This is a genomic window from Pseudomonas sp. LTJR-52 (assembly GCF_003691465.1).
Lineage (GTDB): Bacteria > Pseudomonadota > Gammaproteobacteria > Pseudomonadales > Pseudomonadaceae > Chryseomonas > Chryseomonas luteola.
The window spans coordinates 1561108-1586341 of the sequence record NZ_CP033105.1; the positions used below are offsets into that span (position 1 = coordinate 1561108).

Annotated in this window: 23 protein-coding genes and 1 other RNA gene; 20 read left to right on the top strand and 4 right to left on the bottom strand. The window is 54.3% G+C overall.

All coding sequences use genetic code 11. The annotated features are described in order from the left end of the window. Nucleotides 1–13: 13 nt before the first annotated feature. The 3 genes from secD to EAW52_RS07170 are packed head-to-tail and all read left to right on the top strand — an operon-like array spanning nt 14 to nt 3401. Nucleotides 14–1882: a protein translocase subunit SecD gene (gene secD, locus EAW52_RS07160; protein ID WP_010795333.1), complete on the top strand. Its 1869-nt coding sequence runs from the start codon at nt 14–16 to the stop codon at nt 1880–1882. A 9-nt stretch (nt 1883–1891) separates the two neighbouring features. Beyond that, nucleotides 1892–2800, top strand: a complete 909-nt coding sequence (gene secF / locus EAW52_RS07165; protein WP_010795332.1) for a protein translocase subunit SecF — start codon at nt 1892–1894, stop codon at nt 2798–2800. 55 nt (nt 2801–2855) lie between these two features. Further along, the gene (locus EAW52_RS07170) at nt 2856–3401 is read left to right on the top strand and encodes a glycine zipper 2TM domain-containing protein (protein ID WP_010795331.1); all 546 of its coding nucleotides are present in this window, start codon (nt 2856–2858) and stop codon (nt 3399–3401) included. 52 nt (nt 3402–3453) lie between these two features. On the opposite strand, the gene EAW52_RS07175 is transcribed toward EAW52_RS07170, so the two are convergent. From EAW52_RS07175 to EAW52_RS07190, 4 genes are read right to left on the bottom strand one after another with little or no spacing between them, the layout of a single operon-like run. Continuing rightward, complete coding sequence (locus tag EAW52_RS07175; RefSeq protein WP_010795330.1) at nt 3454–4026, bottom strand: BON domain-containing protein; 573 nt, start codon at nt 4024–4026, stop codon at nt 3454–3456. Further along, on the bottom strand, nt 4023–4616 hold the full coding sequence (locus EAW52_RS07180) for a phosphoheptose isomerase (protein WP_010795329.1): 594 nt from the start codon (nt 4614–4616) through the stop codon (nt 4023–4025). The genes EAW52_RS07175 and EAW52_RS07180 overlap by 4 nt, the downstream gene beginning before the upstream one ends. Before the next feature lie 27 nt (nt 4617–4643). Next, nucleotides 4644–5015, bottom strand: coding sequence for a YraN family protein (locus EAW52_RS07185; protein ID WP_122041928.1), 372 nt, complete (start codon nt 5013–5015; stop codon nt 4644–4646). Beyond that, a complete protein-coding gene (locus EAW52_RS07190; RefSeq protein WP_122041929.1) occupies nt 5012–6766 on the bottom strand; it encodes a penicillin-binding protein activator in 1755 nt (584 codons plus the stop codon). The genes EAW52_RS07185 and EAW52_RS07190 overlap by 4 nt, the downstream gene beginning before the upstream one ends. Before the next feature lie 122 nt (nt 6767–6888). Here EAW52_RS07190 and rsmI point away from each other — a divergent pair, with 122 nt between their 5' ends. From rsmI to ftsZ, 17 genes are all read left to right on the top strand, one after another. Further along, complete coding sequence (rsmI, locus tag EAW52_RS07195; RefSeq protein WP_122041930.1) at nt 6889–7737, top strand: 16S rRNA (cytidine(1402)-2'-O)-methyltransferase; 849 nt, start codon at nt 6889–6891, stop codon at nt 7735–7737. A 51-nt stretch (nt 7738–7788) separates the two neighbouring features. Then, nucleotides 7789–8146: RNase P RNA component class A (gene rnpB, locus EAW52_RS07200), an RNA gene on the top strand. 281 nt (nt 8147–8427) lie between these two features. After that, on the top strand, nt 8428–8883 hold the full coding sequence (gene mraZ, locus EAW52_RS07205; protein ID WP_010795325.1) for a division/cell wall cluster transcriptional repressor MraZ: 456 nt from the start codon (nt 8428–8430) through the stop codon (nt 8881–8883). A 2-nt stretch (nt 8884–8885) separates the two neighbouring features. Continuing rightward, nucleotides 8886–9824: a 16S rRNA (cytosine(1402)-N(4))-methyltransferase RsmH gene (gene rsmH / locus EAW52_RS07210; protein WP_162997759.1), complete on the top strand. Its 939-nt coding sequence runs from the start codon at nt 8886–8888 to the stop codon at nt 9822–9824. Beyond that, entirely contained in the window at nt 9821–10114 is a 294-nt protein-coding gene (ftsL, locus tag EAW52_RS07215) for a cell division protein FtsL (RefSeq protein ID WP_010795323.1), read from the top strand. Before rsmH ends, ftsL begins: the two co-directional genes overlap by 4 nt. After that, the gene (locus EAW52_RS07220; protein ID WP_372238887.1) at nt 10111–11859 is read left to right on the top strand and encodes a peptidoglycan D,D-transpeptidase FtsI family protein; all 1749 of its coding nucleotides are present in this window, start codon (nt 10111–10113) and stop codon (nt 11857–11859) included. Before ftsL ends, EAW52_RS07220 begins: the two co-directional genes overlap by 4 nt. Continuing rightward, on the top strand, nt 11856–13319 hold the full coding sequence (locus tag EAW52_RS07225; RefSeq protein WP_162997760.1) for a UDP-N-acetylmuramoyl-L-alanyl-D-glutamate--2,6-diaminopimelate ligase: 1464 nt from the start codon (nt 11856–11858) through the stop codon (nt 13317–13319). The genes EAW52_RS07220 and EAW52_RS07225 overlap by 4 nt, the downstream gene beginning before the upstream one ends. Further along, nucleotides 13312–14679: a UDP-N-acetylmuramoyl-tripeptide--D-alanyl-D-alanine ligase gene (gene murF, locus EAW52_RS07230; protein ID WP_122044743.1), complete on the top strand. Its 1368-nt coding sequence runs from the start codon at nt 13312–13314 to the stop codon at nt 14677–14679. The genes EAW52_RS07225 and murF overlap by 8 nt, the downstream gene beginning before the upstream one ends. Continuing rightward, a complete protein-coding gene (mraY, locus tag EAW52_RS07235; protein ID WP_019366777.1) occupies nt 14679–15761 on the top strand; it encodes a phospho-N-acetylmuramoyl-pentapeptide-transferase in 1083 nt (360 codons plus the stop codon). The genes murF and mraY overlap by 1 nt, the downstream gene beginning before the upstream one ends. Before the next feature lie 7 nt (nt 15762–15768). Next, nucleotides 15769–17115 carry a UDP-N-acetylmuramoyl-L-alanine--D-glutamate ligase gene (gene murD / locus EAW52_RS07240; protein WP_122041933.1) on the top strand — a complete coding sequence of 449 codons (1347 nt, stop codon included), beginning with the start codon at nt 15769–15771 and terminating at the stop codon, nt 17113–17115. Next, nucleotides 17115–18314, top strand: coding sequence for a putative lipid II flippase FtsW (gene ftsW, locus EAW52_RS07245; RefSeq protein ID WP_019366775.1), 1200 nt, complete (start codon nt 17115–17117; stop codon nt 18312–18314). Before murD ends, ftsW begins: the two co-directional genes overlap by 1 nt. Next, on the top strand, nt 18304–19374 hold the full coding sequence (gene murG / locus EAW52_RS07250; RefSeq protein WP_122041934.1) for an undecaprenyldiphospho-muramoylpentapeptide beta-N-acetylglucosaminyltransferase: 1071 nt from the start codon (nt 18304–18306) through the stop codon (nt 19372–19374). Before ftsW ends, murG begins: the two co-directional genes overlap by 11 nt. Then, nucleotides 19367–20821 carry a UDP-N-acetylmuramate--L-alanine ligase gene (gene murC, locus EAW52_RS07255; RefSeq protein WP_010795315.1) on the top strand — a complete coding sequence of 485 codons (1455 nt, stop codon included), beginning with the start codon at nt 19367–19369 and terminating at the stop codon, nt 20819–20821. Before murG ends, murC begins: the two co-directional genes overlap by 8 nt. Continuing rightward, nucleotides 20818–21768, top strand: a complete 951-nt coding sequence (locus EAW52_RS07260) for a D-alanine--D-alanine ligase (RefSeq protein ID WP_122041935.1) — start codon at nt 20818–20820, stop codon at nt 21766–21768. The genes murC and EAW52_RS07260 overlap by 4 nt, the downstream gene beginning before the upstream one ends. Before the next feature lies 1 nt (nt 21769). Next, nucleotides 21770–22630, top strand: coding sequence for a cell division protein FtsQ/DivIB (locus EAW52_RS07265; protein ID WP_010795313.1), 861 nt, complete (start codon nt 21770–21772; stop codon nt 22628–22630). A 24-nt stretch (nt 22631–22654) separates the two neighbouring features. Then, nucleotides 22655–23902 (top strand): cell division protein FtsA, encoded by a 1248-nt coding sequence (ftsA, locus tag EAW52_RS07270; RefSeq protein ID WP_010795312.1) that lies wholly within the window; start codon nt 22655–22657, stop codon nt 23900–23902. A gap of 53 nt (nt 23903–23955) precedes the next feature. Beyond that, a complete protein-coding gene (ftsZ, locus tag EAW52_RS07275) occupies nt 23956–25128 on the top strand; it encodes a cell division protein FtsZ (RefSeq protein WP_122041936.1) in 1173 nt (390 codons plus the stop codon). Nucleotides 25129–25234: the final 106 nt, after the last annotated feature.

Genomic DNA, 25234 nt, shown 5'->3' on the forward strand with positions numbered 1-25234 from the left:
TCCGGGCGGTGTCATGCTCAACAAATATCCCTTATGGAAATACCTGCTGATCCTGGCAGTGCTGGTGGTCGGCTTCATTTATTCCGCGCCCAATCTCTACCCCGATGATCCTGCTATTCAAATCAGCAGCTCAAGCACGGAACTGACGGTGAGTCAGGCGGAATTGGATAACATTACCAAGGCGCTGGCCGACGCCAATATCAGCGTAAAGGCTGTCGATCTTGCCAGTGACGGTAAGCGCGGGCTCATTCGGTTGAGTAAGGCAGATGATCAATTGCCGGCTCAGGACGTAGTGCGCAAGACCTTGGGTGATGACTATGTCGTTGCGCTTAACCTAGCCCCGACTACGCCCGAATGGCTGCGCAAGCTTGGCGCAAGTCCAATGAAGTTGGGTCTTGACCTGTCGGGTGGTGTGCATTTCCTGCTATCCGTTGACATGGATAAGGCTGTCGATGCGCGTATGAAGGTGTACGACAGCGAAGTGAAGACACTGCTTCGTCGCGAGAGAGTCCGCTACCGCAGTCTTCCCCAGCAGGGCAATGTCATTCAGCTGGGTTTTGCTGATGCGCAAGCACTAGAACAAGCGTCCGATCTGATCCGAAAGAATTACAACGACTTCGTTCTGACAAATGAAGCGCGTGATAATCTTCAGGTGCTACGCCTTGAACTGTCTCAGGCGAAGCTGACGGAGATTCGTGAATATTCCATCAAACAGAACCTTACTACTGTTCGTAACCGTGTGAACGAGCTGGGTGTGGCCGAGCCGCTTGTTCAGCGTCAAGGCGCCAACCGTATTGTAGTAGAGTTGCCTGGCGTACAGGACACTGCAGAAGCGAAGCGTATTCTCGGCAAGACGGCGAACCTAGAGTTCCGTCTGGCAGCAACGCAAGACACTCCGCGCAGTGCTACAGAAAGCTTTGAGTTCCGTGATGCCGGTCGTCAATCCGTTCCGCTGGAACGCAGTGTAATCATTACGGGTGATCAGGTTACAGACGCTTCTGCAAGCTTTGATGAAAATGGTCGCCCGCAAGTGAACATCAAGCTGGATGGTCACGGTGGTGATTTGATGAGTCGTGCTACGCGTGGGAACATTGGACGCAGCATGGCCGTTGTGTTCATTGAGCAGAAGCCGGTGACTCGCTACGAGCGTCAGACCGTTAATGGTGTTGAAAAGGATGTCGCCGTACCAAGCTTCCAGGAAGATCGCCGTATTATCAGTCTGGCTACCATCCAGTCAGCGCTGGGCAACAGTTTCCGTATTACAGGGCTGAATGGTTCTGGTGAAGCCTCCGAGCTTGCGCTGCTGTTGCGTGCTGGTGGTCTTGCCGCGCCCATGTATTTCGCTGAGGAGCGAACGCTGGGTCCAAGTCTTGGTGCAGACAATATTGCCAAGGGCCTTGATGCTGCGCTCTGGGGAATGGCTTTTGTCTCCCTGTTTATTATCGTGATCTACCGTGTCTTTGGCGTGATCGCGACAGTGGCGTTGGGCTTCAACATGGTTCTTTTGATCGGGTTGATGTCTGTCCTTAATGCAACGCTTACGCTGCCAGGTATTGCCGGTATCGTTCTGACAATGGGTATGGCGGTTGATGCCAACGTGTTGATCTTCTCGCGTATCCGCGAAGAGCTAGCGAATGGCATGCATGTACAGCGAGCCATTCATGAAGGGTTCAGCAGGGCGTTCAGTGCGATTGTCGATGCTAACCTGACTACGCTTCTCGTCGGCGCGATCCTGTTTGCAATGGGCACCGGCCCGGTCAAGGGCTTCGCTGTCACAATGTCGCTCGGTATTTTCACCTCCATGTTCACAGCCATCATGGTGACTCGCGCAATGGTCAACCTGAGCTTTGGCGGCCGTAACATCAAGAAGCTGTGGATTTGAGGAGCTGCGATGAAACGAACCATTAATTTCATGGGCGTGCGCAATGTTGCGTTCGCCCTGACACTGGTGCTCACATTGATTGCCATTGGTAGCCTGGCTATCAAGGGACTCAATTTTGGCTTGGATTTCACAGGCGGAACCCTGATTGAGCTGCGTTATGAGAAAGCAGCGGATTTGGGAAGCATTCGTACTCAATTGGAGCGTTCGGGCTTTAAGGATGCTGTTGTTCAGAGCTTTGGTGCGACTACCGATGTGCTTGTACGTATGCCTGGCGATGATGCGCAGCTAGGTCAGAAGGTTGCGGCTGCGCTGCAGCAGGCCAGTAACGATAATCCGGCTTCTGTTACGCGTGTCGAGTTCGTAGGTCCCCAGGTAGGGGAAGAGCTGCGGGACCAGGGTGGACTCGGAATGCTTCTGGCTCTAGGCGGGGTATTGCTTTACGTCGGCTTTCGTTTCCAGTGGAAGTTTGCGTTGGGAGCGATCCTGTCTCTAGTACACGACGTTATTGTTACGCTTGGCGTGCTGTCGTTCTTCCAGGTTACGTTTGATCTGACCGTTCTGGCTGCAGTACTGGCTATCATTGGCTATTCATTGAACGACACCATCGTGGTGTTTGACCGGGTACGTGAAAACTTCCGTGTTTTACGCAAAGCAAGCCTGATCGATAACATCAACATCTCTACTACGCAGACACTTCTCAGAACCTTGGCGACATCCATTTCCACATTGTTGGCAATTACAGCATTGCTGGTTTTTGGAGGCGATAACCTCTTCGGTTTCTCGGTTGCCTTGTTTATTGGTGTGCTCGCAGGGACTTACTCTTCGATCTATATCGCAAACGTTGTGTTGATCTGGCTGAATTTGAACTCGGAAGACCTGATACCACCAGCAGCAAAGGAACTTGATGACAGACCTTGATGTCCAAGGCTTGGAATAAGGTGGATGCCTTGTTGGTAAAGCAGGAGAGATTGACGTGAATAAATCGATGCTCGTTGGAACGGTATTGGGCGCAGTTCTGGTTACGGCTGGAGGTGCTGTTGCCTATGGTGTTTCAGATCGAGGTCCAAAGTTCGCTGAGGTCGTAGCCGTCCAACCGGTCAAGGAAACGATCAAAACGCCCCGTGAAGTCTGTAAGGATGTGGCGGTTACACATCGCAGGCCTGTACAGGATCAGCATCAGATTGCTGGGACTGCCATCGGTGCTGTAGTCGGTGGTCTGCTGGGTAATCAGGTCGGTGGGGGTAATGGCAAGAAGCTTGCTACTGTCGCCGGGGCTGTGGGTGGAGGTTACGTAGGTAACAAAACCCAGGAGCACATGCAAAACTCCGATACCTATACAACCACGCAAAAGCGCTGCAGCACGGTTACAGACGCGAGCGAAAAAGTGGTGGCTTACGACGTCAAGTATCTGCTGGATGGCAAGGTGGGACAAGTCCGCATGGATCGTGATCCCGGTAAGCAGATCCCCGTGCAGGGTGGTCAGCTGGTATTGGCCGAGCAGACTGCTTCCGTACAGTAAGAAAAGTGAGCATAAAAAAACCCGCCATATGGCGGGTTTTTTTATGCTCGAATCAGTCGATGTACTCGAAGAGTTTAACGATCCTTTGAACACCAGAGACGCTCTGAGCAACGTTTGTGGCCAGATTGGCTTCTTGATGCGTCACTAGGCCAAGCATGTAAACAATGCCATTTTCCGTGACTATCTTGATGCGAGAGGCAGGCACACTGTTATCAGTAAGCATCTTACTTTTGATCTTGGTGGTGATCCAGGTGTCGTTGTTGCGAGCCAGTAGTGAGGAAGGCTCAAGTACCTGGAGTTCGTTATGAACCAGCTTTACACGTTGTACATTGCGCGCAACCTGCTCGGCTTGTGCCTTGAGTTCTGGACGTGGAGTCTGGCCGGCCAGTAGAACTACTCCGTTATAGCTGACAACGACAATGTGCGACTTATCCAGGTCAGGGTTGGCCTTGGATATATTCACTTTTGCCTTGGTCTCGATCAGTGAGTCATCAATCTTGCTACCGATGGTCCGCGTGCCGCGGTTGTCCGCGATGGGGTCGTCACGGGTTGCGCTTAGAAAGCCGCTGCAGCCGCTGAGTACGACGGTGAGGGCGAGGCAGGACAGTGCCAAGCATTTTTTCATTCTTCACTCCCGAACAGTTGCTGATCTATCTGGTCGCACAGGCAGTGGATGACTAGCAGATGCACTTCCTGAATGCGCGCTGTGACTTTGGCTGGGACGCGAATCTCGATGTCCTCTGGCAGAAGCAGCGAGGCCATGCCTCCCCCGTCTCGCCCGGTAAGCGCCACAACGGTCATCTCGCGGTCATGGGCGGCTTGTATGGCCTGGATTATATTGGCTGAGTTTCCGCTGGTGGAAATGGCAAGCAGTACATCGCCAGGCTGGCCCAACGCCCGAATTTGTTTTGAGAAGACTTCGTTGTAGCTATAGTCGTTCGCAATTGAGGTCAGAGTCGAGCTGTCGGTCGTCAAGGCGAGAGCGGGCAGGCTTGGACGCTCTCGCTCAAAGCGATTGAGAAGCTCTGATGAAAAATGCTGGGCATCTCCTGCGGAGCCACCGTTTCCACAGGACAGGATTTTTCCTTCATTCAATAGTGCATTGACCATTACCTGGCTGGCATGCTCGATGTGAGGAACAAGCACATCCATGGCCTGACGCTTGGTCTCAATGCTGTCCAGGAAAAGTTTGGTAATGCGGGCTTGCGTGTCCATCGGGTTTGCTTGACCTTGTAAAACTACTCAGGAATCGAATGCGTTCTTGATCCATTCGAGATGCGAAGAGGTACTGCCGGCAGCAGGGCTGAGCGCAACAACATCAAAGCGGCAAGGGGATTTAGCCCAACGAGACTCGCTTTGAAGAAAAAGCTGTGCGGTTGCAATCAGACGTTGACGCTTTCTGGCGTCAATGCTTTCAACGGCTCCGCCCCAGGCAATATGACGCCTGGAGCGTACTTCCACAAATACTACTGTATCCCTGTCGAGCATGACCAGATCAAGCTCGCCGCTACGTCGCGACCAGTTGCGGACTACAAGTTTGAGCCCTTGTTTCTGCAGGTAGGCAAGCGCTTGATCTTCGGCGGCCTGCCCCTTTTCTCGCGTCGTGGTTTTCACAGCGTACCGGATTGTGAAACAGGCTGAACCTGCCCATTGATGAACTGGGCCCAAGGTAGTCTGCGCACCACGCGCTGCGTCGGGCTTAGTGTCAGGTCACCTGACAGGCCATTTATTTGCGTATTGGGGAGCGCCTTGAGCTGTGGCAGACGAGTAGAAAGCAAGTAAGCATCTGCTCCCATGGCATATAGGCGACCCAGGCTGCTGGACGCTTGGGGCCACTGAGTGACGACCTTACGGCGAACAGGATCGTTGGTATTGAGCAGCCACGGTGTTTCGCAGAACTGAATTCCGTTCAGGTCCTGATCCTGAGCAGGATTGCTGCTGCCGGAGTACAGGTGTGAAGTGGCGTAGACGGGAATATCTCCAGCATATTGATATGCCAACGTAGGCTTGATCTGGCGAGCCTGTTGGGGTGTTGCTGCAAGGAAGATAAAGTCGATGCTTTGCCCGCCCTGACGGTTTTGCAGCAGACGCGTAATCTGGCGTGCCAGCTCTACCGGCTGATCGATTCGCTCGGCTCCAAGCAGCATGCCGCCCTTAGCCCGCCACTCCTGGTCAAAGGCTGCCAGTACACGGTCGCCCCAATCGCCGCGCGGAACCATCGCTACCGCAGTGTGCTTGCCTTCTTCTGCTGCGCGGTCGGCCGCTTCGCGTGCCTCATCCTCTGCCGCCAGACCGAACTGATAGAGCTGTTTTGGGCCTACGCCTTGGCTGTCGCTGTAGTTGAGCGCAAGAGTAGGCAAAGGTAGCTGTTGATGATCGCTGAGTTGCTTGACCAGGCTTTTCTCTAACGGACCAACCACCAGCTGGGCGCCGTCGGCTTTGGCCTGACGATAAAAGTCGTCAATGGAGCGGACCTGTGTGCTGTCGTAAAAGGATACGGCAGGAGGTATCTGGCCGTTTTGCTGACTCTCGTAAAGCGAAGCCATGAAGCCGTCCTGTAAGGCGCGGGATACATTGGCAAGTTGTCCCTGTTGCGGTAGCAGCAAGGCGATATGTGTCAGCGGCTGCTGCTCCAGGTTGCGCAGCTTTTCAAGCGCTTGCGGAAGATGCGAGGCGGCTGGATGATTTGGATTCTGCTTGCGCCAGTCATCAATGGCGGCGAGCTGATCATCCAGTGAGCCGTTTGAATGAGTGATAGCGGCCAGTGCCAGCCAGCCATTAAGCTCATTGTTGCCTGCCACAGGTTGGAGTTGGTCGGCAGGAAGAGCCGAAATCAGACTCCAGATGGCTTCGTGGTTGGCGCTGGCCTGATCACTTTTGAGAAGCGGGGCAATGAAAATGCGCTCCTTGGCTGCCGCCAGGGTCTGGTTGTCTGCCTGCAGGGCGCGTGCCTTTACCATGGATACACTGATCTGTTGCTCGACAGGCAGCTCGCTCAGGTGTTCGAAGCCAGGCTGTTGGAGTGCTTTCAGAGCCTCCTTTGGCTGATTTTCCGCTAAAGCAATTTCACCTCTCAGGGTGCCGGCGTATACCTGCGGTATAGGCTTCAATTGCGGCAGTTGAATGCTGCCCAGTATCTGTTTGGCCTGCGTGAAGTTTTGCTGCTTGTAGGCAATCTCGGCAGCGGAGAGGCGCAGCATGTTGGCCTTCTCTGATGTATCACTACCTGCCTGCTCAAGCAATTGCTGTATGTTGGCCTGGGGGATACGAGGCAGCTCACCCAATGTGTTGGAAGGCGAGCTTGCACAGGCGGCAAGTAGGCTAATAAGTGGAACGCTAACTAGCGTACGCAGGCGAACAGTCATGGCGTAATTCCTGGCGCAAAACAATTAATTGGCTGGATTGTAGCGAGTGCTGGTGAGCGGCGCGAATAGCGATGCCTCGAAACGCGTACAATGGAGGCCTTTATTGATACAAGAGTTTCATTATGAGCACTCCCGGCACGCTTTATATCGTCGCGACCCCCATAGGTAATCTGGAGGACATCAGTGCTCGGGCGCTTCGCATTCTGAAAGAGGTGTCGTTGATTGCCGCTGAAGATACGCGCCATTCTTCGCGCTTGTTGCAGCATTTCGGGATCAATACCCCTCTGGCCGCTTGCCATGATCATAATGAGCGCGAGCAGGGTGGGCGGTTCATCAACCGTTTGCTCGAAGGGGGAAGTGTTGCTCTGGTCTCCGATGCAGGAACACCCCTGATTTCCGATCCGGGTTTCCATCTGGTGCGACAGGCGCGTGCTGCGCAAATCCCTGTTGTGCCGGTTCCGGGTGCCAGTGCTGTCATAGCGGCACTATCAGCGGCCGGGCTCCCATCTGACCGGTTTATTTTCGAGGGCTTTCTGCCTGCAAAGGCCACGGCGCGACGAAGCCGCCTGGATGCCTTGAAGCAGGAAGAACGGACCTTGATTTTCTACGAGGCGCCCCATCGGTTGCTGGAAAGTGTTGAAGATCTTGTTGCAATCATGGGAGGCGAGCGCATCGCTGTATTGGCCCGTGAATTGACCAAGACGTTTGAAACCATCAAGGACGCACCGCTTGGTGAACTGGTCGAGTGGATCCGATCCGATTCCAATCAGCAGCGGGGTGAGTGCGTTTTACTGATCTCGGGTTATGAGTCGCCTGAAAAGGATTCTCTGCCCCCCGAGGCGGTGCGGATTTTAAATATATTGCTCGCTGAAATGCCTCTCAAACGCGCGGCTGCGTTGGCCGCTGAAATCACGGGAGAGCGTAAGAACATGCTGTACCAATTTGCTTTGGAGCAACAGAACAAGCATTAGGAAAAGATCAAGGTTGTTATACGCCTGGCATCTAGGTACCCTTGCGCCCGGAGAGTCGATCGGACAGTCGCTGCTCCCGCTGCGCAAGCAGCAGGAGGGGAGGAAAGTCCGGGCTCCATAGGGCAAGGTGCCAGGTAACGCCTGGGAGGCGTGAGCCTACGGAAAGTGCCACAGAAAATAACCGCCTAAGCGCGCAAGCGCCGGTAAGGGTGAAAAGGTGCGGTAAGAGCGCACCGCACGGCTGGCAACAGTTCGTGGCTAGGTAAACCCCACCTGGAGCAAGACCAAATAGGAATCCATAGGCGTGGCCCGCGCTGGATTCGGGTAGGTTGCTTGAGGCAGTCAGTGATGGCTGTCCTAGAGGAATGACTGTTCTCGACAGAACCCGGCTTACAGATCGACTCTCCACTCACTCTCCCTTCTCCTGCTTCACATCCTTGCTGATCTGAGAAATTACTTTAACTAGTCGAGGCAATTAGTTGAGTTAATTTCCGTTTGTCGGAAAAGTATGTTCGTCACCGTTTCGCTAAAAGCCCCATAATTTCTGTAACTCCTTAGTCTGCAAGCCTTTTTGTGCAATGGCCTCGCCTTGACGGTGGGGGGAGCGCGTCAATATAGTGTGCCCGGTGGTACGAAGTGGTTAAAAGTGGGATTTAATGGTAGGGAAAGCCAGCCAAAGGAAGAAGCAACTTGTTCCGTGGAGCGAATGCCATCAGCCTTGACGCCAAGGGGCGCCTTACGATGCCGAGCCGGTATCGTGATGAGCTTCTAGAGCGCTGTGCCGGCCAGCTCATCGTAACGATTGATGCCATTGATACTTGCCTTTGCGTTTATCCCCTTCCCGAATGGGAAATCATCGAAAGCAAACTCCGTGAACTTCCGTCTTTAAGAGAAGAAACACGTCGTTTGCAGCGTTTGCTAATCGGTAATGCGGTAGACCTTGAGCTTGATGGGAACGGGCGCTTTTTAGTGCCGCCCCGCTTGAGGGATTATGCTCGTCTGGATAAGCGCGCTGTACTGGTAGGGCAGCTGAACAAGTTTCAGCTGTGGGATGAGGATGCCTGGAATGGTCTGTGTGAAAGCGACCTCAAGGCAATCAAGGAACCCGGCGGTTTGCCGGAAGAACTGCGCGATTTAATCCTGTGAATATGACCACTACGTTCAGCCATGTCACTGTCTTGCTCGACGAAGCCGTCGAAGCCCTGGCTGTGCGTCCCGAAGGCCTCTATGTCGATGGCACATTTGGCCGCGGAGGGCATAGCCGTGCAATTCTTGCACGACTTAAAAGCGGAAGCCTGCTTGGTTTCGACAAGGATCCCCAAGCGATCCAGTCGGGACAAGCACTGGCGGCCGAAGATGGCCGCTTTGTCATTGTGCAGCGAAGCTTTGCCGACATAGGCGAAGAACTGTTGCAGCGCGCCTGGATGGGACGTACGGATGGCGTGCTTCTCGATTTGGGCGTGTCCTCTCCTCAACTGGATGATCCCGAGCGCGGGTTCAGCTTCATGCATGATGGTCCTCTGGATATGCGTATGGATCCCTCTCACGGTATAAGCGCCGCTGAGTGGATTGCAACCGCACCGGAAGATGAAATCACTCGCGTATTCAAAGAGTATGGCGAAGAGCGATTCGCCAAGCGGATGGCCAGGGCTGTGGTACAGCGCAGGGACGTCACACCCTTTACGCGTACGGCTGATCTGGCCCAGGTACTGACTGACGCGAATCCTGCTTGGGAAAAAGGCAAGCATCCTGCCACGCGAGCGTTTCAGGGTATCCGGATTTTCATCAATAACGAGTTGGGCGATCTGGAAAGAGGTCTGGAAGCGGCCTTTGAAAGTCTGGCCATAGGCGGCCGGCTCGTGGTGATCAGCTTTCACTCTCTGGAAGACAGAATCGTCAAGCTCTTCATGCGTCGCCTGGCTAAGGGTGAGGCCGATAAACTTCCACGAAATCTTCCTATTCGTACGCAGGCTTTTGAGCCCCGCGCCTTGCTGGTAGGCAAGCCTGTGTATGCCTCCGAGGCTGAACTGTCCGTCAACCCTCGGTCCCGAAGTGCAGTCATGCGTATTGCGGAGAAGCTGCGATGAGTAGTCTCTTTGTAAAGCGTCTGCCCAAGGGCAGTACGACCATGTTGGTTCTATTCATAGCCGTCCTGCTGTCCGCTGTTGCTGTCGCTTACAGCGCCCACTGGAACCGGCAGTTGCTTAATACCCTGTATTCCGAGTTGAGCGTTCGAGACAAGGCCCAGGCGGAATGGGGGCGTCTGTTGCTTGAGCAAAGCACCTGGACGGCTCACAGCCGCATCGAAGCATTAGCCAGCGATCAACTCAAGATGCGCATTCCTGATCCTGAAGAGATCAAGATGGTGGCGCCATGATGAAGCTGGGGGGCATTCAACATCCATGGCGATTTCGCCTGGTTGTCATTGGCTTGGCAGGTATGGTCGCCGCTATTGGCTGGCGTGTCGTTGACCTGCACGTCATTGATCGTGCCTTCCTCAAGGGGCAGGGAGATGCCCGAAGCGTCAGAACTATTCCTATTGCTGCCCACCGCGGCCTGATTACGGATCGTAATGGTGAGCCGCTGGCTGTCAGTACGCCTGTCAGTACAATCTGGATAAACCCCAAGGAGCTGGCTGGTGCCAAAGATAAATGGTCGATTCTGGCGGAGTCTGTAGGCCAGCCTTACGGTGATTTGGCAAAGCGGCTGGAGCAGAATTCCACTCGAGAGTTCCTTTACCTGGTTCGGGGAATAACACCGGAGCAGGGCGAAGCCGTCATGGCTACGGTCAAGCAGCACAAGATTCCTGGTGTTTATGACATTGAGGAATTTCGCCGTTTTTATCCAGCGGGTGAAGTGGCTGCACATGTCGTGGGGTTTACCGACATTGATGATCGCGGCCGTGAAGGCGTTGAGCTGGCGTTCAATGACTGGCTGGCTGGTGTCCCAGGCAAACGGCAGGTTCTGAAAGACCGGCGAGGTCGGGTCATCAAGGACGTTCAGGTTGCAAAAAACGCTAAGCCGGGCAATTCGATTGCCTTGTCCATTGACCTGCGCCTTCAGTACCTTGCAAATCGTGAATTGCGCAACGCACTGGCGCAGTTTGGCGCAGTGTCCGGTAGCCTGACGATGGTTGACGTCAAGACTGGCGAGATCCTCGCTATGGTTAATCAGCCTACCTACAATCCGAACAACCGTCGCAATTTGAACCCGGCCAGCATGCGCAACCGGGCCATGATCGATGTGTTCGAGCCAGGATCCACCATGAAGCCGCTTTCGATGAGCGCTGCTCTTGAAAGTGGACGCTGGAAGCCATCGGACACAGTGAATGTTTATCCTGGTTATCTGCAGATCGGCCGTTACACGATCAAGGACGTGGCTCGCAGCCAGGGCCCCCTGGACCTGACAGGTATTCTGATCAAGTCTAGTAACGTGGGCATGAGCAAGATTGCTTTCGATATCGGCGGCGAAACCATTTACAACACCATGCGCCAGTTCGGCCTTGGGCAGGACACTGGTCTGGGCTTTCCCGGTGAGCGTGTAGGTAATCTACCCAACTACCGTAAGTGGCATCCGGCAGAAACAGCCACATTGTCATATGGCTATGGTCTTTCCATCACCGCTATCCAGCTGGCGCATGCCTACGCCACGTTAGCCAATGATGGAAGTTTTATCCCGCTGTCCCTGACACGCGTCGAACGTTCTCCTCAAGGCTCCCAGGTGGTCCCTCAACAGGTAGCCAAAACCCTTCAGGGAATGCTGCAACAGGTAGTTGAAGCGCCTACCGGCGTGTTCCGTGCTCAGGTGCCGGGATATCACGTGGCTGGCAAGAGTGGTACCGCCCGTAAGGCCGCAGTAGGTGCGAAAGGATATACCCAGAATTCCTATCGTTCCCTTTTTGCCGGCTTCGGGCCGACCAGCAATCCGCGTATTGCCATGGTGGTCGTCATTGATGAGCCCAGCAAGGGCGGATATTACGGCGGCGTGGTTTCTGCGCCTGTTTTCAGCCGAGTCATGGCGGGTGCTTTGCGACTCATGAATGTTTCCCCCGACAATGTCGCTCCGTTGCCAGAGCAGGAGCAAGCCAGCGCTACTGAAGTATCCAGTGGAGGGCGTGGCTGATGATGTCCCTCACCCGGTTGATACCGCAGGCTAGTAATGATGTTTCTGTAAAAGCACTTTGCCTGGACAGTCGACGCATCCAACCAGGATCCGTTTTTTTTGCAGTACCTGGCGGAGTGCGTGATGGGCGTTTACATATTGCCGAAGCGATTGCCAATGGTGCCTCGGCAATCGTCTATGAGGCAGATCAAGCCCCCGATTTGCCTCCCGCTTCGGTACCTCTTGTGCCAGTCAAAGAGCTGGGCGCCGAACTTTCAGCCATTGCAGGGCGTTTTTATGGCGAGCCCAGCGCTGCTCTTACGCTGATAGGCGTTACCGGTACCAATGGTAAGACCAGCGTGACGCAGCTAATCGCCCAAGCCTGTGATCGCCTAGGGCAGCGCTGCGGCATCGTAGGCACGTTAGGGACAGGGTTTTGGGGAGCACTTGAGGCCGGTCGACATACCACGCCGGATCCCTTTGCGGTTCAGGCAGCGTTGGCTGCACTCAAGGAACAGGGTGCTCAAGCTGTTGCAATGGAGGTTTCTTCTCATGGTCTGGAGCAGGGCCGTGTGGCGGCTGTGCAGTTTGATGTGGCCGTGTTCACCAACCTGTCTCGAGATCATCTTGATTATCATGGCACGATGGAGGCTTACGCCGCCGCAAAGGCCAAGCTGTTCCAGTGGCCGTCTTTACAGGCACGTGTAATCAATTTGGATGATGAGCAGGGCTGTCGCCTGGCTGAAGTCGAGCATGCCTCTCGGCTTATTACGTTCAGCCTGGAAAATCCCACCGCTACGCTGTATTGCAAACACATCGCTTTTAGCGATGCGGGTATCGAGGCGAGTCTTGTAACGCCAGAGGGAGAGGCCGGGCTGGTCAGCCCATTGATTGGTCGCTTCAATCTCAGCAATTTGCTCGCAGCGATAGGGGCTCTGCTGGGTATGGGATTCACTTTGAGCCATATCCAGCGTGTAATGCCTGAGCTTCAGGGACCCGTCGGGCGAATGCAGCGCCTGGGAGGCGGTACGCAACCCCTGGTCGTTGTCGATTATGCCCATACTCCTGACGCGCTTGAACAAGTTCTGGTTGCCTTACGACCTCATGCCAAGAGGCGATTGATCTGCGTGTTTGGCTGTGGTGGTGATCGAGACAGTGGCAAGCGCCCGCTGATGGCTCGCATTGCTGAGCGGCTGGCCGATGCCGTTATCGTTACCGATGACAATCCTCGTACCGAGTCCAGCGCTCGAATTATCGACGATATCCGTGCCGGTTTTAATGAACCGGCGCGTGCCACATTTATACCCGCTCGCGACGAAGCCATTGCGTATGCCATTGGAGAGGCTTCCCGTGACGACGTAGTGCTCATTGCTGGAAAAGGGCATGAGGACTATCAGGAGGTCAACGGGGTTAGGATGCCTTTCTCTGATCTGGAGCAGGCCGCTCGCGAGCTGGTTGCAAGGGATGAAAGCCATGCTTAAACCAATGTTTCTCCAGGATTTGACCGAACCGCTTTCAGCTTCCCTGAAAGGTGGAAATGTAAGTTTTACAGCGGTCTCTACGGACAGTCGCACACTTGAGGCTGGACAACTCTTTGTTGCACTTACAGGGCCTCGGTTCGATGGTCACGCGTATCTATCCAGCGTAGCGGCGAAAGGCGCTGTCGCTGCATTGGTAGAAAAAGCGCAGCCTGGCCTGGACATTCCTCAGCTAATCGTCAAAGACACCCGTGTCGCCCTGGGGCAGTTGGGTGAGCTTAACCGGCTCTCGTTTTCTGGCCCTGTGGTTGCCGTGACGGGGTCAAGCGGCAAGACCACAGTCAAGGAAATGCTGGCTGCCATTTTGAATACGCTGGGCTCGACACTGGCAACTCAAGGCAATCTGAACAACGACCTGGGTGCTCCGCTGACGCTATTGAGGCTGGAGCAGAGCCATCAGTATGCCGTTATCGAGCTGGGAGCCTCACGCCTGGGCGAGATCGCCTATACCGTAGGACTGACCCATCCCCACGTCTCGATCATTACCAATGCAGGACGAGCCCATGTAGGAGAGTTTGGTGGCGTCGAAAAGATTATCGAAGCCAAGGGTGAAATCCTGGAGGGGTTGGCAGCAAACGGCACTGCCATATTGAATCGAGACGATCAGGCCTTCGAAATATGGAGAAAGCGTGCCAAGGGGCGCAACGTTATCAGCTTTGGCCTGAATGACACGGCTATGTTCCGGGCTGCGAATATTGTTCGTGATGCTCGTGGCTGCCCTTCCTTCACGCTGCTCAGCCCGGCGGGTTCTGCTGACATTCAGCTAAATCTGCTGGGCGAGCACAATGTTGTCAATGCACTGGCCGCGGCCGCGGCCGCCCATGCCCTGGGTGTGGAGCTTGCGCATATTGTCCAGGGGCTTGAGGCGTTGCAGCCGGTCAAGGGGCGGACAGTAAGCAAGCTGGGTATCAATGATTCACGTGTTATCGATGACAGTTATAACGCCAACCCCGGCTCCATGAAAGCCGCTATCGATGTACTGACAGGGTTTTCTGGCCGTACCGTTCTTGTCTTGGGCGATATGGGTGAATTGGGCGAATGGGCTGAATCTGCTCACCGCGAAGTCGGCGAGTATGCGAAAGGTAAGGTATCCGCTTTCTACGCCGTAGGTCCTCTCATGAAGCATGCCGCTGAGGCATTTGGGGCCGATGCACGGCATTTCGATGATCGGGCTGCGTTAATCGAGGCATTGCTTCTCGAGGCGGCTCCTGAATCCACATTTTTGATCAAAGGTTCGCGTAGTGCGGCGATGGATAACGTCGTTTTCGCGCTGTGCAATAAAGATGTTGAGGAGAAACACTGATGTTGCTGCTGTTGGCGGAGTTCCTGCAACAGTTTTACAAGGGCTTCGCGGTCTTTCAGTACCTGACCCTACGCGGCATTTTTGGCGTGTTGACAGCGCTTGTGCTTTCGCTTGCCTTGGGGCCATGGATGATCCGTACCTTGCAGATACGGCAGATTGGCCAGGCAGTACGTAACGATGGTCCGCAGTCGCACCTTTCAAAGTCGGGTACACCTACGATGGGGGGCGCGCTGATCCTAACGTCGATTGGTATCAGCACGCTGCTTTGGGCTGATCTTTCCAATCGATATGTGTGGACCGTGCTGGCCGTTACATTCTTATTCGGTGCCATTGGCTGGGTGGATGACTATCGCAAGGTAATCGAAAAAAATTCTCGAGGCTTACCCAGCCGGTGGAAATATTTCTGGCAATCGGTCTTCGGCTTGGGAGCAGCAATCTTCCTTTATGTGACAGCCAAGACACCTATCGAGACGACATTCATTGTCCCGCTGCTGAAAAACATCGAAATCCCGCTTGGGATTTTCTTCGTTGTGCTGACCTACTTTGTGATCGTCGGATCCAGTAACGCCGTTAACCTGACTGATGGCCTGGACGGTCTGGCCATTATGCCGACCGTAATGGTAGGTGGTGCCTTGGGTATCTTTTGCTACCTATCCGGTAACGTGAAGTTTGCTGATTATCTGCTAATTCCCTACGTAGAAGGTTCTGGTGAGCTAATCGTCTTTTGTGGCGCGCTGATCGGAGCCGGACTGGGCTTTCTGTGGTTCAACACCTATCCCGCCATGGTTTTCATGGGTGATGTGGGCGCACTGGCGCTGGGTGCGGCACTGGGCACCATTGCGGTCATCGTCAGACAGGAAATTGTGCTCTTCATCATGGGTGGGGTGTTTGTGATGGAGACCCTGTCAGTAATGATTCAGGTTGCCTCCTTCAAACTCACCGGCCGTCGTGTTTTTCGCATGGCACCGATACACCACCATTTTGAACTCAAAGGCTGGCCTGAGCCGCGCGTTATCGTCCGGTTCTGGATCATCACCGTAATTCTGGTGCTGATCGGCCTGGCTACGTTGAAGCTGAGGTAAGACAACCATGAGCCTGATCGCTTCCGACCAGTTTCGCATTGTTGTAGGCCTTGGCAAGAGTGGCATGTCGCTGGTTCGCCATTTGGCGCGCCAAGGTGTTCCATTCGCTGTGGTGGACACGCGGGAAAATCCGCCTGAGCTGGAAACACTGCGCACCCACTATCCCCAGGTAGAAGTGCGCTGTGGTGAATTGGATGCCGATTTCTTGAGCCGCGCCAGTGAGCTTTATGTCAGCCCCGGCTTGTCATTGCAGACGCCTGCAATTCAGAAGGCGGCGGAGCAGGGCGTCAGGCTTTCCGGTGACATTGAATTGTTTGCCCGTCTGGCCAAGGCGCCTATCGTTGCGATTACTGGGTCCAACGCTAAAAGTACCGTAACGACCCTTGTTGGTGAAATGGCCTGCAAGGCGGGCAAGCACGTCGGCGTAGGCGGAAACCTTGGAACGCCAGCGTTGGATCTATTGGACGACAATGTTGACCTTTATGTGCTTGAGCTGTCCAGTTTTCAATTGGAAACCTGTGAGCGGTTGAACGCTGAGGTGGCCACGGTATTGAACGTCAGTGAAGATCACATGGATCGCTACAGTGGTATGGCTGCTTACCATCTGGCCAAGCACCGGATCTTCAGAGGCGCACGTCAGGTGGTCGTCAATCGGGATGACCCCTTGTCTCGCCCGTTAGTGTCCGAGCAAGTCCCATGCTGGACATTTGGTTGTGGTCAGCCGGATTTCAACGGCTTCGGCCTGCGTGAGCACGACGGTGAGAAGTGGCTGGCTTTTCAGTTCGATCCGCTCATGCCTGTAAAGGACCTAAAGATTCGTGGCGCCCATAATCAGGCCAATGCCTTGGCTGCGCTAGCCTTGGGACATGCTGCCGGATTGCCTTTCGAGCCGATGCTGGAAGCACTTCGCGAGTTTTCAGGTTTGGCTCACCGTTGCCAGTGGGTAGGTGAGAAGGCTGGTGTGCACTATTACAACGATTCAAAAGCTACCAACGTAGGTGCTGCGTTGGCTGCTATCGAAGGATTGGGAAGCGATATCGCAGGCAAGCTGGTGCTTTTGGCTGGCGGCGATGGCAAAGGAGCCGATTTCGAACCGCTCCGCAAACCGATAAGTGCTTTCTGCCGCGCAGTCGTTCTGCTTGGACGGGACGCTGAACGCTTGGCTGAATCCTTGAATACCGATATCGCGATCGTTCATGTCTCCACACTAGAGCAAGCCGTCGAGAGAGCCGCAGCGTTAGCTGAGCCTGGTGATGCTGTTCTCTTGTCCCCAGCGTGCGCAAGCCTGGACATGTTCCGTAATTTTGAAGAGCGTGGGCGGTTGTTTGCTCAGGCCGTGGAGGCGCTTAATTGATGTTTTCCTTGCTGCGCCCTTATCCTTCGCCGCTCATCAGCCGGAACGGTGTTGATCTTGACTTTCCTTTGCTGGCTGGCTGTCTGGCCTTGCTCGGTTTGGGCTTGGTCATGATCACCTCCGCATCGTCGGAAGTAGCAGCCGCTCAGGCTGGAAATCCGCTGTACTACATGATTCGTCATCTGATCTATCTGGCGATAGGTGTCGTGGGTTGTGGAGCTACGCTCATGATCCCAATGGCTACCTGGCAGCGTTTTGGTGGAACTCTGCTAATTGCAGCATTCGCCTTGTTGATCATGGTGTTGATTCCCGGAATCGGCCGTGAAGTAAATGGATCGTTGCGCTGGATTGGCTTCGGCTTGTTTAACGTTCAGCCTTCCGAAATAGCCAAGGTATTTGTTGTTATTTACCTGGCCGGCTATCTGGTGCGGCGAGAGCAGGAAGTGCGACGTAGTTGGGCCGGTTTTTTCAAACCTTTCATTGTGTTGCTTCCGCTGGCCATGCTTCTGCTGCGTGAGCCAGACTTCGGGGCAACGGTTGTCATGATGGGTGCAGCCGCTGTCATGCTGTTTCTGGGTGGCGTAGGGTTGTTCCGTTTCATTCTAATGGTGGCCCTGGCTGTTCTGGCGGTGTTTATCCTGGTTCAGACCCAGGAGTACCGTATGCAGCGTCTCATCACCTTTACCGACCCTTGGGCTGATCAATTTGGCTCGGGCTACCAGCTCACTCAGGCATTAATCGCTTTTGGCCGAGGAGGCTGGTTCGGGCTTGGCTTGGGTAACAGCATCCAGAAGCAGTTCTACCTGCCAGAGGCTCACACTGACTTTGTATTTGCCGTTCTGGCAGAAGAGTTGGGGCTTGTCGGAGCCTTGGCCACCGTCGGGTTGTTTCTCTTTGTATGCGTACGCGGCCTTTACATTGGCTATTGGGCAGAGCAGGCCAAACAGTATTTTGCAGCCTATATGGCGTATGGACTTTCCATGCTCTGGATTGGCCAGTTCCTGATCAATATCGGCGTAAATGTCGGGCTATTGCCTACCAAGGGACTGACACTGCCATTTTTAAGCTATGGCGGAAGTTCGCTGATCATCTGCTGCATCAGCATGGCATTGTTGCTTAGGATCGAGTGGGAAAGACGGACACTCATGAACGACGAGGAAGTTGAGTTTTCGGAAGAGGATTTTGCTGATGTCCGGTAATGTCCTCATCATGGCAGGCGGTACTGGGGGACACGTTTTTCCCGCGCTGGCCTGCGCCAGGGAGTTTGAAAGTCGGGGGTATACCGTTCATTGGCTGGGTACGCCTCGTGGTATTGAAAATGATGTCGTCCCGCAAGCAGGTCTTCCCTTGCACCGTATTACCGTTACCGGACTGCGTGGTAAGGGCATGCAGTCACTGCTGAAAGCTCCCTTTCAGCTCAGCGGAGCCCTAATGCAGGCGCTCGGCATCATGCGTACTCTCAAGCCTGTCTGTGTGCTGGGTATGGGTGGCTTCGTCACGGGGCCTGGCGGTATGGCGGCTCGTTTGTCTGGCGTCCCCCTGATTATTCACGAGCAGAATGCAGTTGCCGGTACTGCAAACCGCCTGCTTGCGCCTATCGCAAAAAAAGTATGCGAGGGTTTTCCTGCCACGTTCGCCGCGTCTCCCAAGCGGTTAAGTACAGGTAACCCTGTTCGCAAGGAGCTTTTCCTGCAAACCGTACGGCCTTCTTTTGAAGGGCGTAGGGCTAATCTGCTGATTTTGGGTGGCAGCCTTGGTGCAGAGCCTATCAATAAACTTGTGCCTGAAGCGCTTGCTCAGGTTTCCGCCGGCCTGCGTCCTAACGTGAAGCACCAGGCAGGGCGGCAGCACGCTGAAGTAACACAGCAGCGCTATAGCTCCTCGAATCTTGATGCAGAGGTGGTGCCATTCATCTCGGATATGGCTCAGGCTTATGCCTGGGCTGACCTTGTGATCTGTCGCGCAGGCGCACTGACGGTAAGTGAGCTTACGGCCGCAGGCTTGCCGGCATTTCTGATTCCACTGCCTCATGCCATTGATGATCACCAGACACGCAATGCCGAATTTTTGGTGAACGAGGGCGCAGCCCTTTTGTTCCCGCAGAAAATGACTGATGCGACGGCGATTGCCGCACAGCTAACTGAGGTTTTGATGCAACCCGAACGATTGACTGCCATGGCCACTCGTAGCCATGCCCTGGCTAAGCCTGATGCAACCCGAGCCGTGGTAGATGCCTGCCTGGAGGTGGCCAATGGTTAAATCCCAGAGCGCAATCCAGGCAGAAGTGCGTCGTATGCGTAGCATTCGGCGAATTCATTTTGTAGGAATCGGCGGCGTAGGCATGTGTGGAATTGCCGAGGTTCTGCTCAATCTGGGGTACGAAGTATCCGGCTCCGACCTCCGGGCTTCTCCTGTTACCGAGCGCTTGCAGCAATTTGGTGCCAAGATTTATATAGGTCATAGCGCCGAAAACCTTGAGCGCGTAGACGTACTGGTCGTTTCCAGCGCTATCAACAAGTCCAACCCTGAAGTGGCAGCCGCCCTGGAAAATCGTATTCCTGTAGTTCCTCGCGCTGAAATGCTGGCTGAGCTGATGCGGTACCGGCATGGAATTGCAGTAGCAGGTACTCATGGGAAAACCACAACTACAAGTCTGATTGCTTCCGTGCTGGCGGCCGAAGGCCTCGATCCTACCTTTGTCATCGGTGGTCGCCTGAATGCAGCAGGGACTAATGCTCAACTTGGAACCAGTCGTTATCTCGTTGCCGAGGCTGATGAAAGTGATGCGAGCTTTCTGCATCTTCAGCCTATGGTGGCGGTAGTAACCAATATCGACGCCGATCACATGGATACGTATGAAGGGGACTTCAGTCGGCTGAAGAAAACCTTTATCGATTTTCTGCATAATTTGCCGTTCTATGGACTGGCTGTACTGTGCGTTGACGATCCGGTCGTACGTGAGATCATTCCTCAGGTTGCGCGTCCCACGGTGACTTACGGCACCAGCGAGGATGCAGACGTACGCGCAGTCGATATCCGCCAAAAAGGCATGCGTACCTATTTCACCGTGCTTCGCAATGGTCGTGAACCCTTGGCGGTGTCTGTGAACATGCCAGGAGTACATAATGTACTCAACGCGCTGGCAACTATCGCCATTGCAACAGATGAAGGGCTTAGCGATGACGCCATCGTAGCGGGCCTGTCTGAATTCCAGGGAGTAGGTCGTCGCTTTCAAGTATACGGTGAACTGCCTGTCGAAAATGGCAGTGTGATGCTGGTAGATGATTATGGTCATCATCCCCGTGAAGTGGCTGCGGTAATAAAGGCCGTTCGTGGTGGTTGGCCTGAGCGCCGCCTGGTCATGGTTTATCAGCCCCATCGCTATAGCCGTACACGTGATTTGTACGATGATTTCGTGCAGGTCCTGGCTGATGCCAATGTATTGTTGTTGATGGAAGTCTATCCGGCAGGTGAAGAACCGATTCCAGGTGCCGACAGCCGCCGTCTCTGTCATAGTATCCGTCAACGTGGTCAGCTAGACCCAATCTACATCGAGCGTGGTACCGAGCTTGCTCCTCTTATCAAGCCTCTCCTGAAGGCTGGGGATATTCTCCTCTGCCAAGGTGCTGGTGATATCGGCACTCTGGCTCCGCAATTGATAAAAAGCCCTTTGTTCAATTCTGACTTTCTGAGGAAGTCGCTATGAGCGCCATCCTTGATCCAATGTCGATCCAGCCGGCCGATTACGGTCGTGTTGCCGTGTTGTATGGTGGCAAGAGTGCCGAGCGCGAAGTTTCCCTTAATTCAGGGAAAATGGTGCTGGCTGCGCTGCAGGCTGCGGGCGTTAATGCGTTCGGTATCGATGTTGGTCAGGACCTGCTGCAGCGTTTGAACACTGAACAGGTAGACCGTGCCTTTATCGTCCTGCATGGACGGGGTGGGGAAGACGGTAGCATGCAAGGGCTGTTGGAGTGCCTGGGTATACCCTATACAGGAAGTGGGGTGCTGGCTTCCGCATTGGCCATGGATAAGCTGAAAACAAAACACCTCTGGTTGAGCCAGGGCCTGTCCACGCCTAAATACGCCGTTTTGTGCTGTGAGTCTGATTGTCGAAAGGCTGCTGAGGAACTCGGGTTTCCACTTATCGTCAAACCCGCCCATGAAGGTTCCAGCATTGGTATGGCCAAGGTGAACAGTGTTAATGAGCTGATCACTGCTTGGCAGTCCGCCTCGACGTACGATTCGCAAGTTCTTGTCGAACAATGGATTAGCGGTCCTGAGTTTACTGTCGCCCTGTTAGGCGATCAGGTACTGCCGCCTATTCGTCTGGGTACTACCCACGACTTCTATGATTATGACGCCAAATACCTGGCATCCGACACTCGCTATCAGGTTCCGTGTGGCCTTGATGAGGAGCGTGAGTTGGAACTCAAGGTATTGGCTCGTCATGCCTGTGAGGTCGTGGGGACTGCTGGCTGGGCGCGCGTTGATGTCATGCAGGATAAAGAAGGTCGGTTCTGGCTGCTGGAAGTCAATACTGTCCCTGGCATGACGGACCATAGCCTTGTTCCCATGGCAGCCAAGGCCGCAGGCCTTGATTATCAACAACTTGTCCTGACGGTTCTGGCAGGCACAATGGAGTCGAGGCGCTAACATGGTCACGACACTTCGTCATACACAACCTGGATTGGGTCGCACGCCACTTCGTGGCAAGGTACCACCGCGTGGTGCAAGCCGCTTGGTGGAAAAAGAGCCTGTCTCGGCTCGGCTGCCAAAGCCCAGCTTCAATCTCTTTAAGCGTGTGGCCTGGCCACTTCTGCTGGTAGGGCTTGGCTTCGGCACATATGAGCTGTCTCAACAGTTGCTGCCTTATGCGGATCGTCCAATCACGAAGGTGAATGTCGAAGGTGACCTGAGCTACATCAGCCGAGAGGCTGTGCAGCAACGTATTGCGCCCTATGCTGACGGGACATTTTTTTCAATCGATCTGGCCAATATGCGTCAGGCACTTGAGCAGATGCCCTGGATTGCCCATGCAGAGGTTCGCCGTGTTTGGCCGGATGAAGTAGCCATCCATCTTGAAGAGCAGCTCCCTGTTGCGCGCTGGGGGGACGAAGCCCTGTTGAATAACCAGGGCGAGGCCTTTGCACCTAAGGATCTAGCACATTACGACAACCTGCCACGCCTCTATGGGCCGCAACGTGCGCAGCAGCAGGTGATGCAGCAGTATCAATTGTTCAGTCAGATGCTGCGTCCACTTGGATTCACGGTTACGCGGCTGGAAATGCATGATCGGGGGAGTTGGTTCCTGACTACGGGTCAGGGCGTTGAATTGATTTTTGGTCGTGATGACCTCGTGGACAAGATGCGGCGCTTCGTCAAGATGTATGACCAAGTACTCAAGGATCAGATGGCCAATATTGCTCGCATCGACTTGCGTTATCCAAACGGGCTGGCGGTGGCGTGGCGTGAGCCGGTAGCTCCCACAACTGTAGCGTCAGCCCGTGCCGAATAAAGAATTGAGGAGAATTCAATAAACATGGCGAACGTGCAGAGCGGCAAGATGATCGTCGGACTGGACATCGGAACCTCAAAGGTTGTGGCCTTGGTAGGTGAGGTGTCTTCCGATGGTCAGGTTGAGATTGTAGGCATCGGCACGCATCCTTCCCGCGGTTTGAAAAAGGGCGTAGTGGTCAATATCGAATCCACGGTCCAGTCGATTCAGCGCGCAGTAGAAGAGGCCCAGCTCATGGCGGGCTGCCGTATTCATTCGGCATTTGTAGGCATTGCAGGCAACCATATCCGTAGTTTGAATTCCCACGGTATCGTGGCTATTCGTGATCGGGAGGTCAGCCCTGCTGATATCGATCGTGTTCTTGACGCAGCTCAAGCTGTGGCGATACCAGCTGATCAACGGGTCTTGCACACTTTGGCTCAAGACTATGTCATCGACAACCAGGAAGGTGTACGTGAGCCGCTTGGTATGTCTGGTGTTCGTCTGGAGGCTAAAGTCCACGTAGTGACCTGTGCCGTTAATGCTGCTCAAAACATCGAGAAATGTGTTCGTCGTTGCGGACTGGAGGTCGACGACATCATTCTTGAGCAACTGGCTTCTGCATATTCCGTCCTGACGGATGATGAGAAGGAGCTGGGCGTATGCCTGGTGGATATTGGTGGCGGAACGACTGATATAGCCATTTTTACAGAGGGCGCCATTCGTCATACGGCGGTTATTCCCATTGCAGGCGATCAGGTCACAAATGACATCGCTATGGCTTTGCGAACGCCTACACAATATGCGGAAGAGATCAAGATTCGGTATGCTTGTGCTCTGGCAAAACTGGCGGGGGCTGGGGAGACCATCAAGGTGCCCAGTGTGGGAGAAAGGCCGCCTCGCGAACTTTCGCGTCAGGCATTGGCTGAGGTAGTAGAGCCGCGTTACGATGAGCTCTTCACGCTTGTTCAGGCAGAGTTGCGCCGCAGCGGATATGAAGACTTGATTCCGGCAGGGATCGTATTAACCGGCGGTACTGCAAAGATGGAAGGGGCAGTTGAACTTGCCGAGGAGATTTTCCATATGCCGGTGCGTCTTGGCGTACCGCAGACGGTCAAGGGGCTGACCGATGTTGTACGTAACCCAATTTATTCAACAGGCGTAGGCCTGTTGCTCTATGGGTTGCAGAAGCAATCCGACAATGTGCCGGTTGTCACCGGCGGATACAGCAGTGACGAACCCAAGAATTCAGTCCTGGAGCGTATAAAGCGCTGGGTCCAGGGCAATTTGTAATCTAATTCAATCGCGGCAGCAGTAGGCGAAAACCGAGAGGAAGAGAGGGGATTATGTTTGAGCTCGTAGACAATATTCCACAGAGCGCAGTCATTAAGGTCATCGGTGTAGGCGGTGGTGGCGGTAACGCCGTTAACCACATGGTGAAGAGCGGCGTGGAAGGCGTCGAATTCATCTGTGCCAACACGGATGCCCAGGCGCTAAAAAATGTGAGCTCTCGTACAGTGCTGCAACTTGGCCCAGGGGTAACGAAGGGCTTGGGCGCAGGTACGAACCCTGAGATTGGCCGTCAGGCAGCCATGGAAGATCGCGAGCGTATCGCGGAAGTTCTGGAAGGCGCCGATATGGTTTTCATCACTACTGGTATGGGTGGTGGTACAGGTACGGGTGCCGCCCCGATTATTGCTGAAGTTGCCAAGGAGATGGGTATCCTCACCGTCGCCGTGGTAACTCGCCCGTTCCCCTTTGAAGGTCGCAAGCGCATGCAGGTGGCTGATGAGGGTATTCGCTCCCTTTCCGAATGCGTCGACTCTCTCATTACCATCCCCAATGAGAAACTGCTGACTATTCTTGGCAAGGATGCCAGTCTGCTGGCTGCTTTCGCCAAGGCTGACGATGTATTGGCTGGCGCGGTTCGTGGTATTTCGGACATCATGCAGCGTCCTGGCTTGATGAACGTTGACTTTGCTGACGTCAAGACGGTTATGGGTGAGATGGGCATGGCCATGATGGGTACTGGTCATGCCAGTGGCCCGAACCGTGCACGTGAAGCCACTGAGGCTGCTATCCGTAATCCACTCCTGGAAGACGTCAACCTGCATGGGGCTCGCGGTATTCTGGTCAACATCACTGCAGGTCTGGATCTATCCCTGGGTGAGTACGCCGCAGTGGGCGAGATCATTGAGGACTTCGCTTCTGAGCATGCAACCGTCAAGGTTGGCGCAGTAATCGATCCGGAAATGCGTGATGAGCTCCACGTTACTGTAGTTGCTACCGGTCTGGGCGCTCGTCTTGAAAAGCCGGTCAAGGTGGTCGATAACTCTACTCAGCAGGCTAACGTTGCGCCGCGTCAGGAACATGCTGCCGTCAACTATCGTGATCTGGATCGCCCGACCGTCATGCGTAGTCAGAATCATACAAGCTCTGCTGCTGCAGCCAAGATGAATCCAAGCGATGATCTGGATTATCTTGATATTCCGGCGTTCCTGCGTCGTCAGGCTGATTGAATAGATTAATCGATGCAATCTGTGTGATTGGTGGGAATTAATGGGTCGTTCTGTTATGATCGACCCATTATTGACAACTATTCGCGATCAGCGATGAACGGCAACT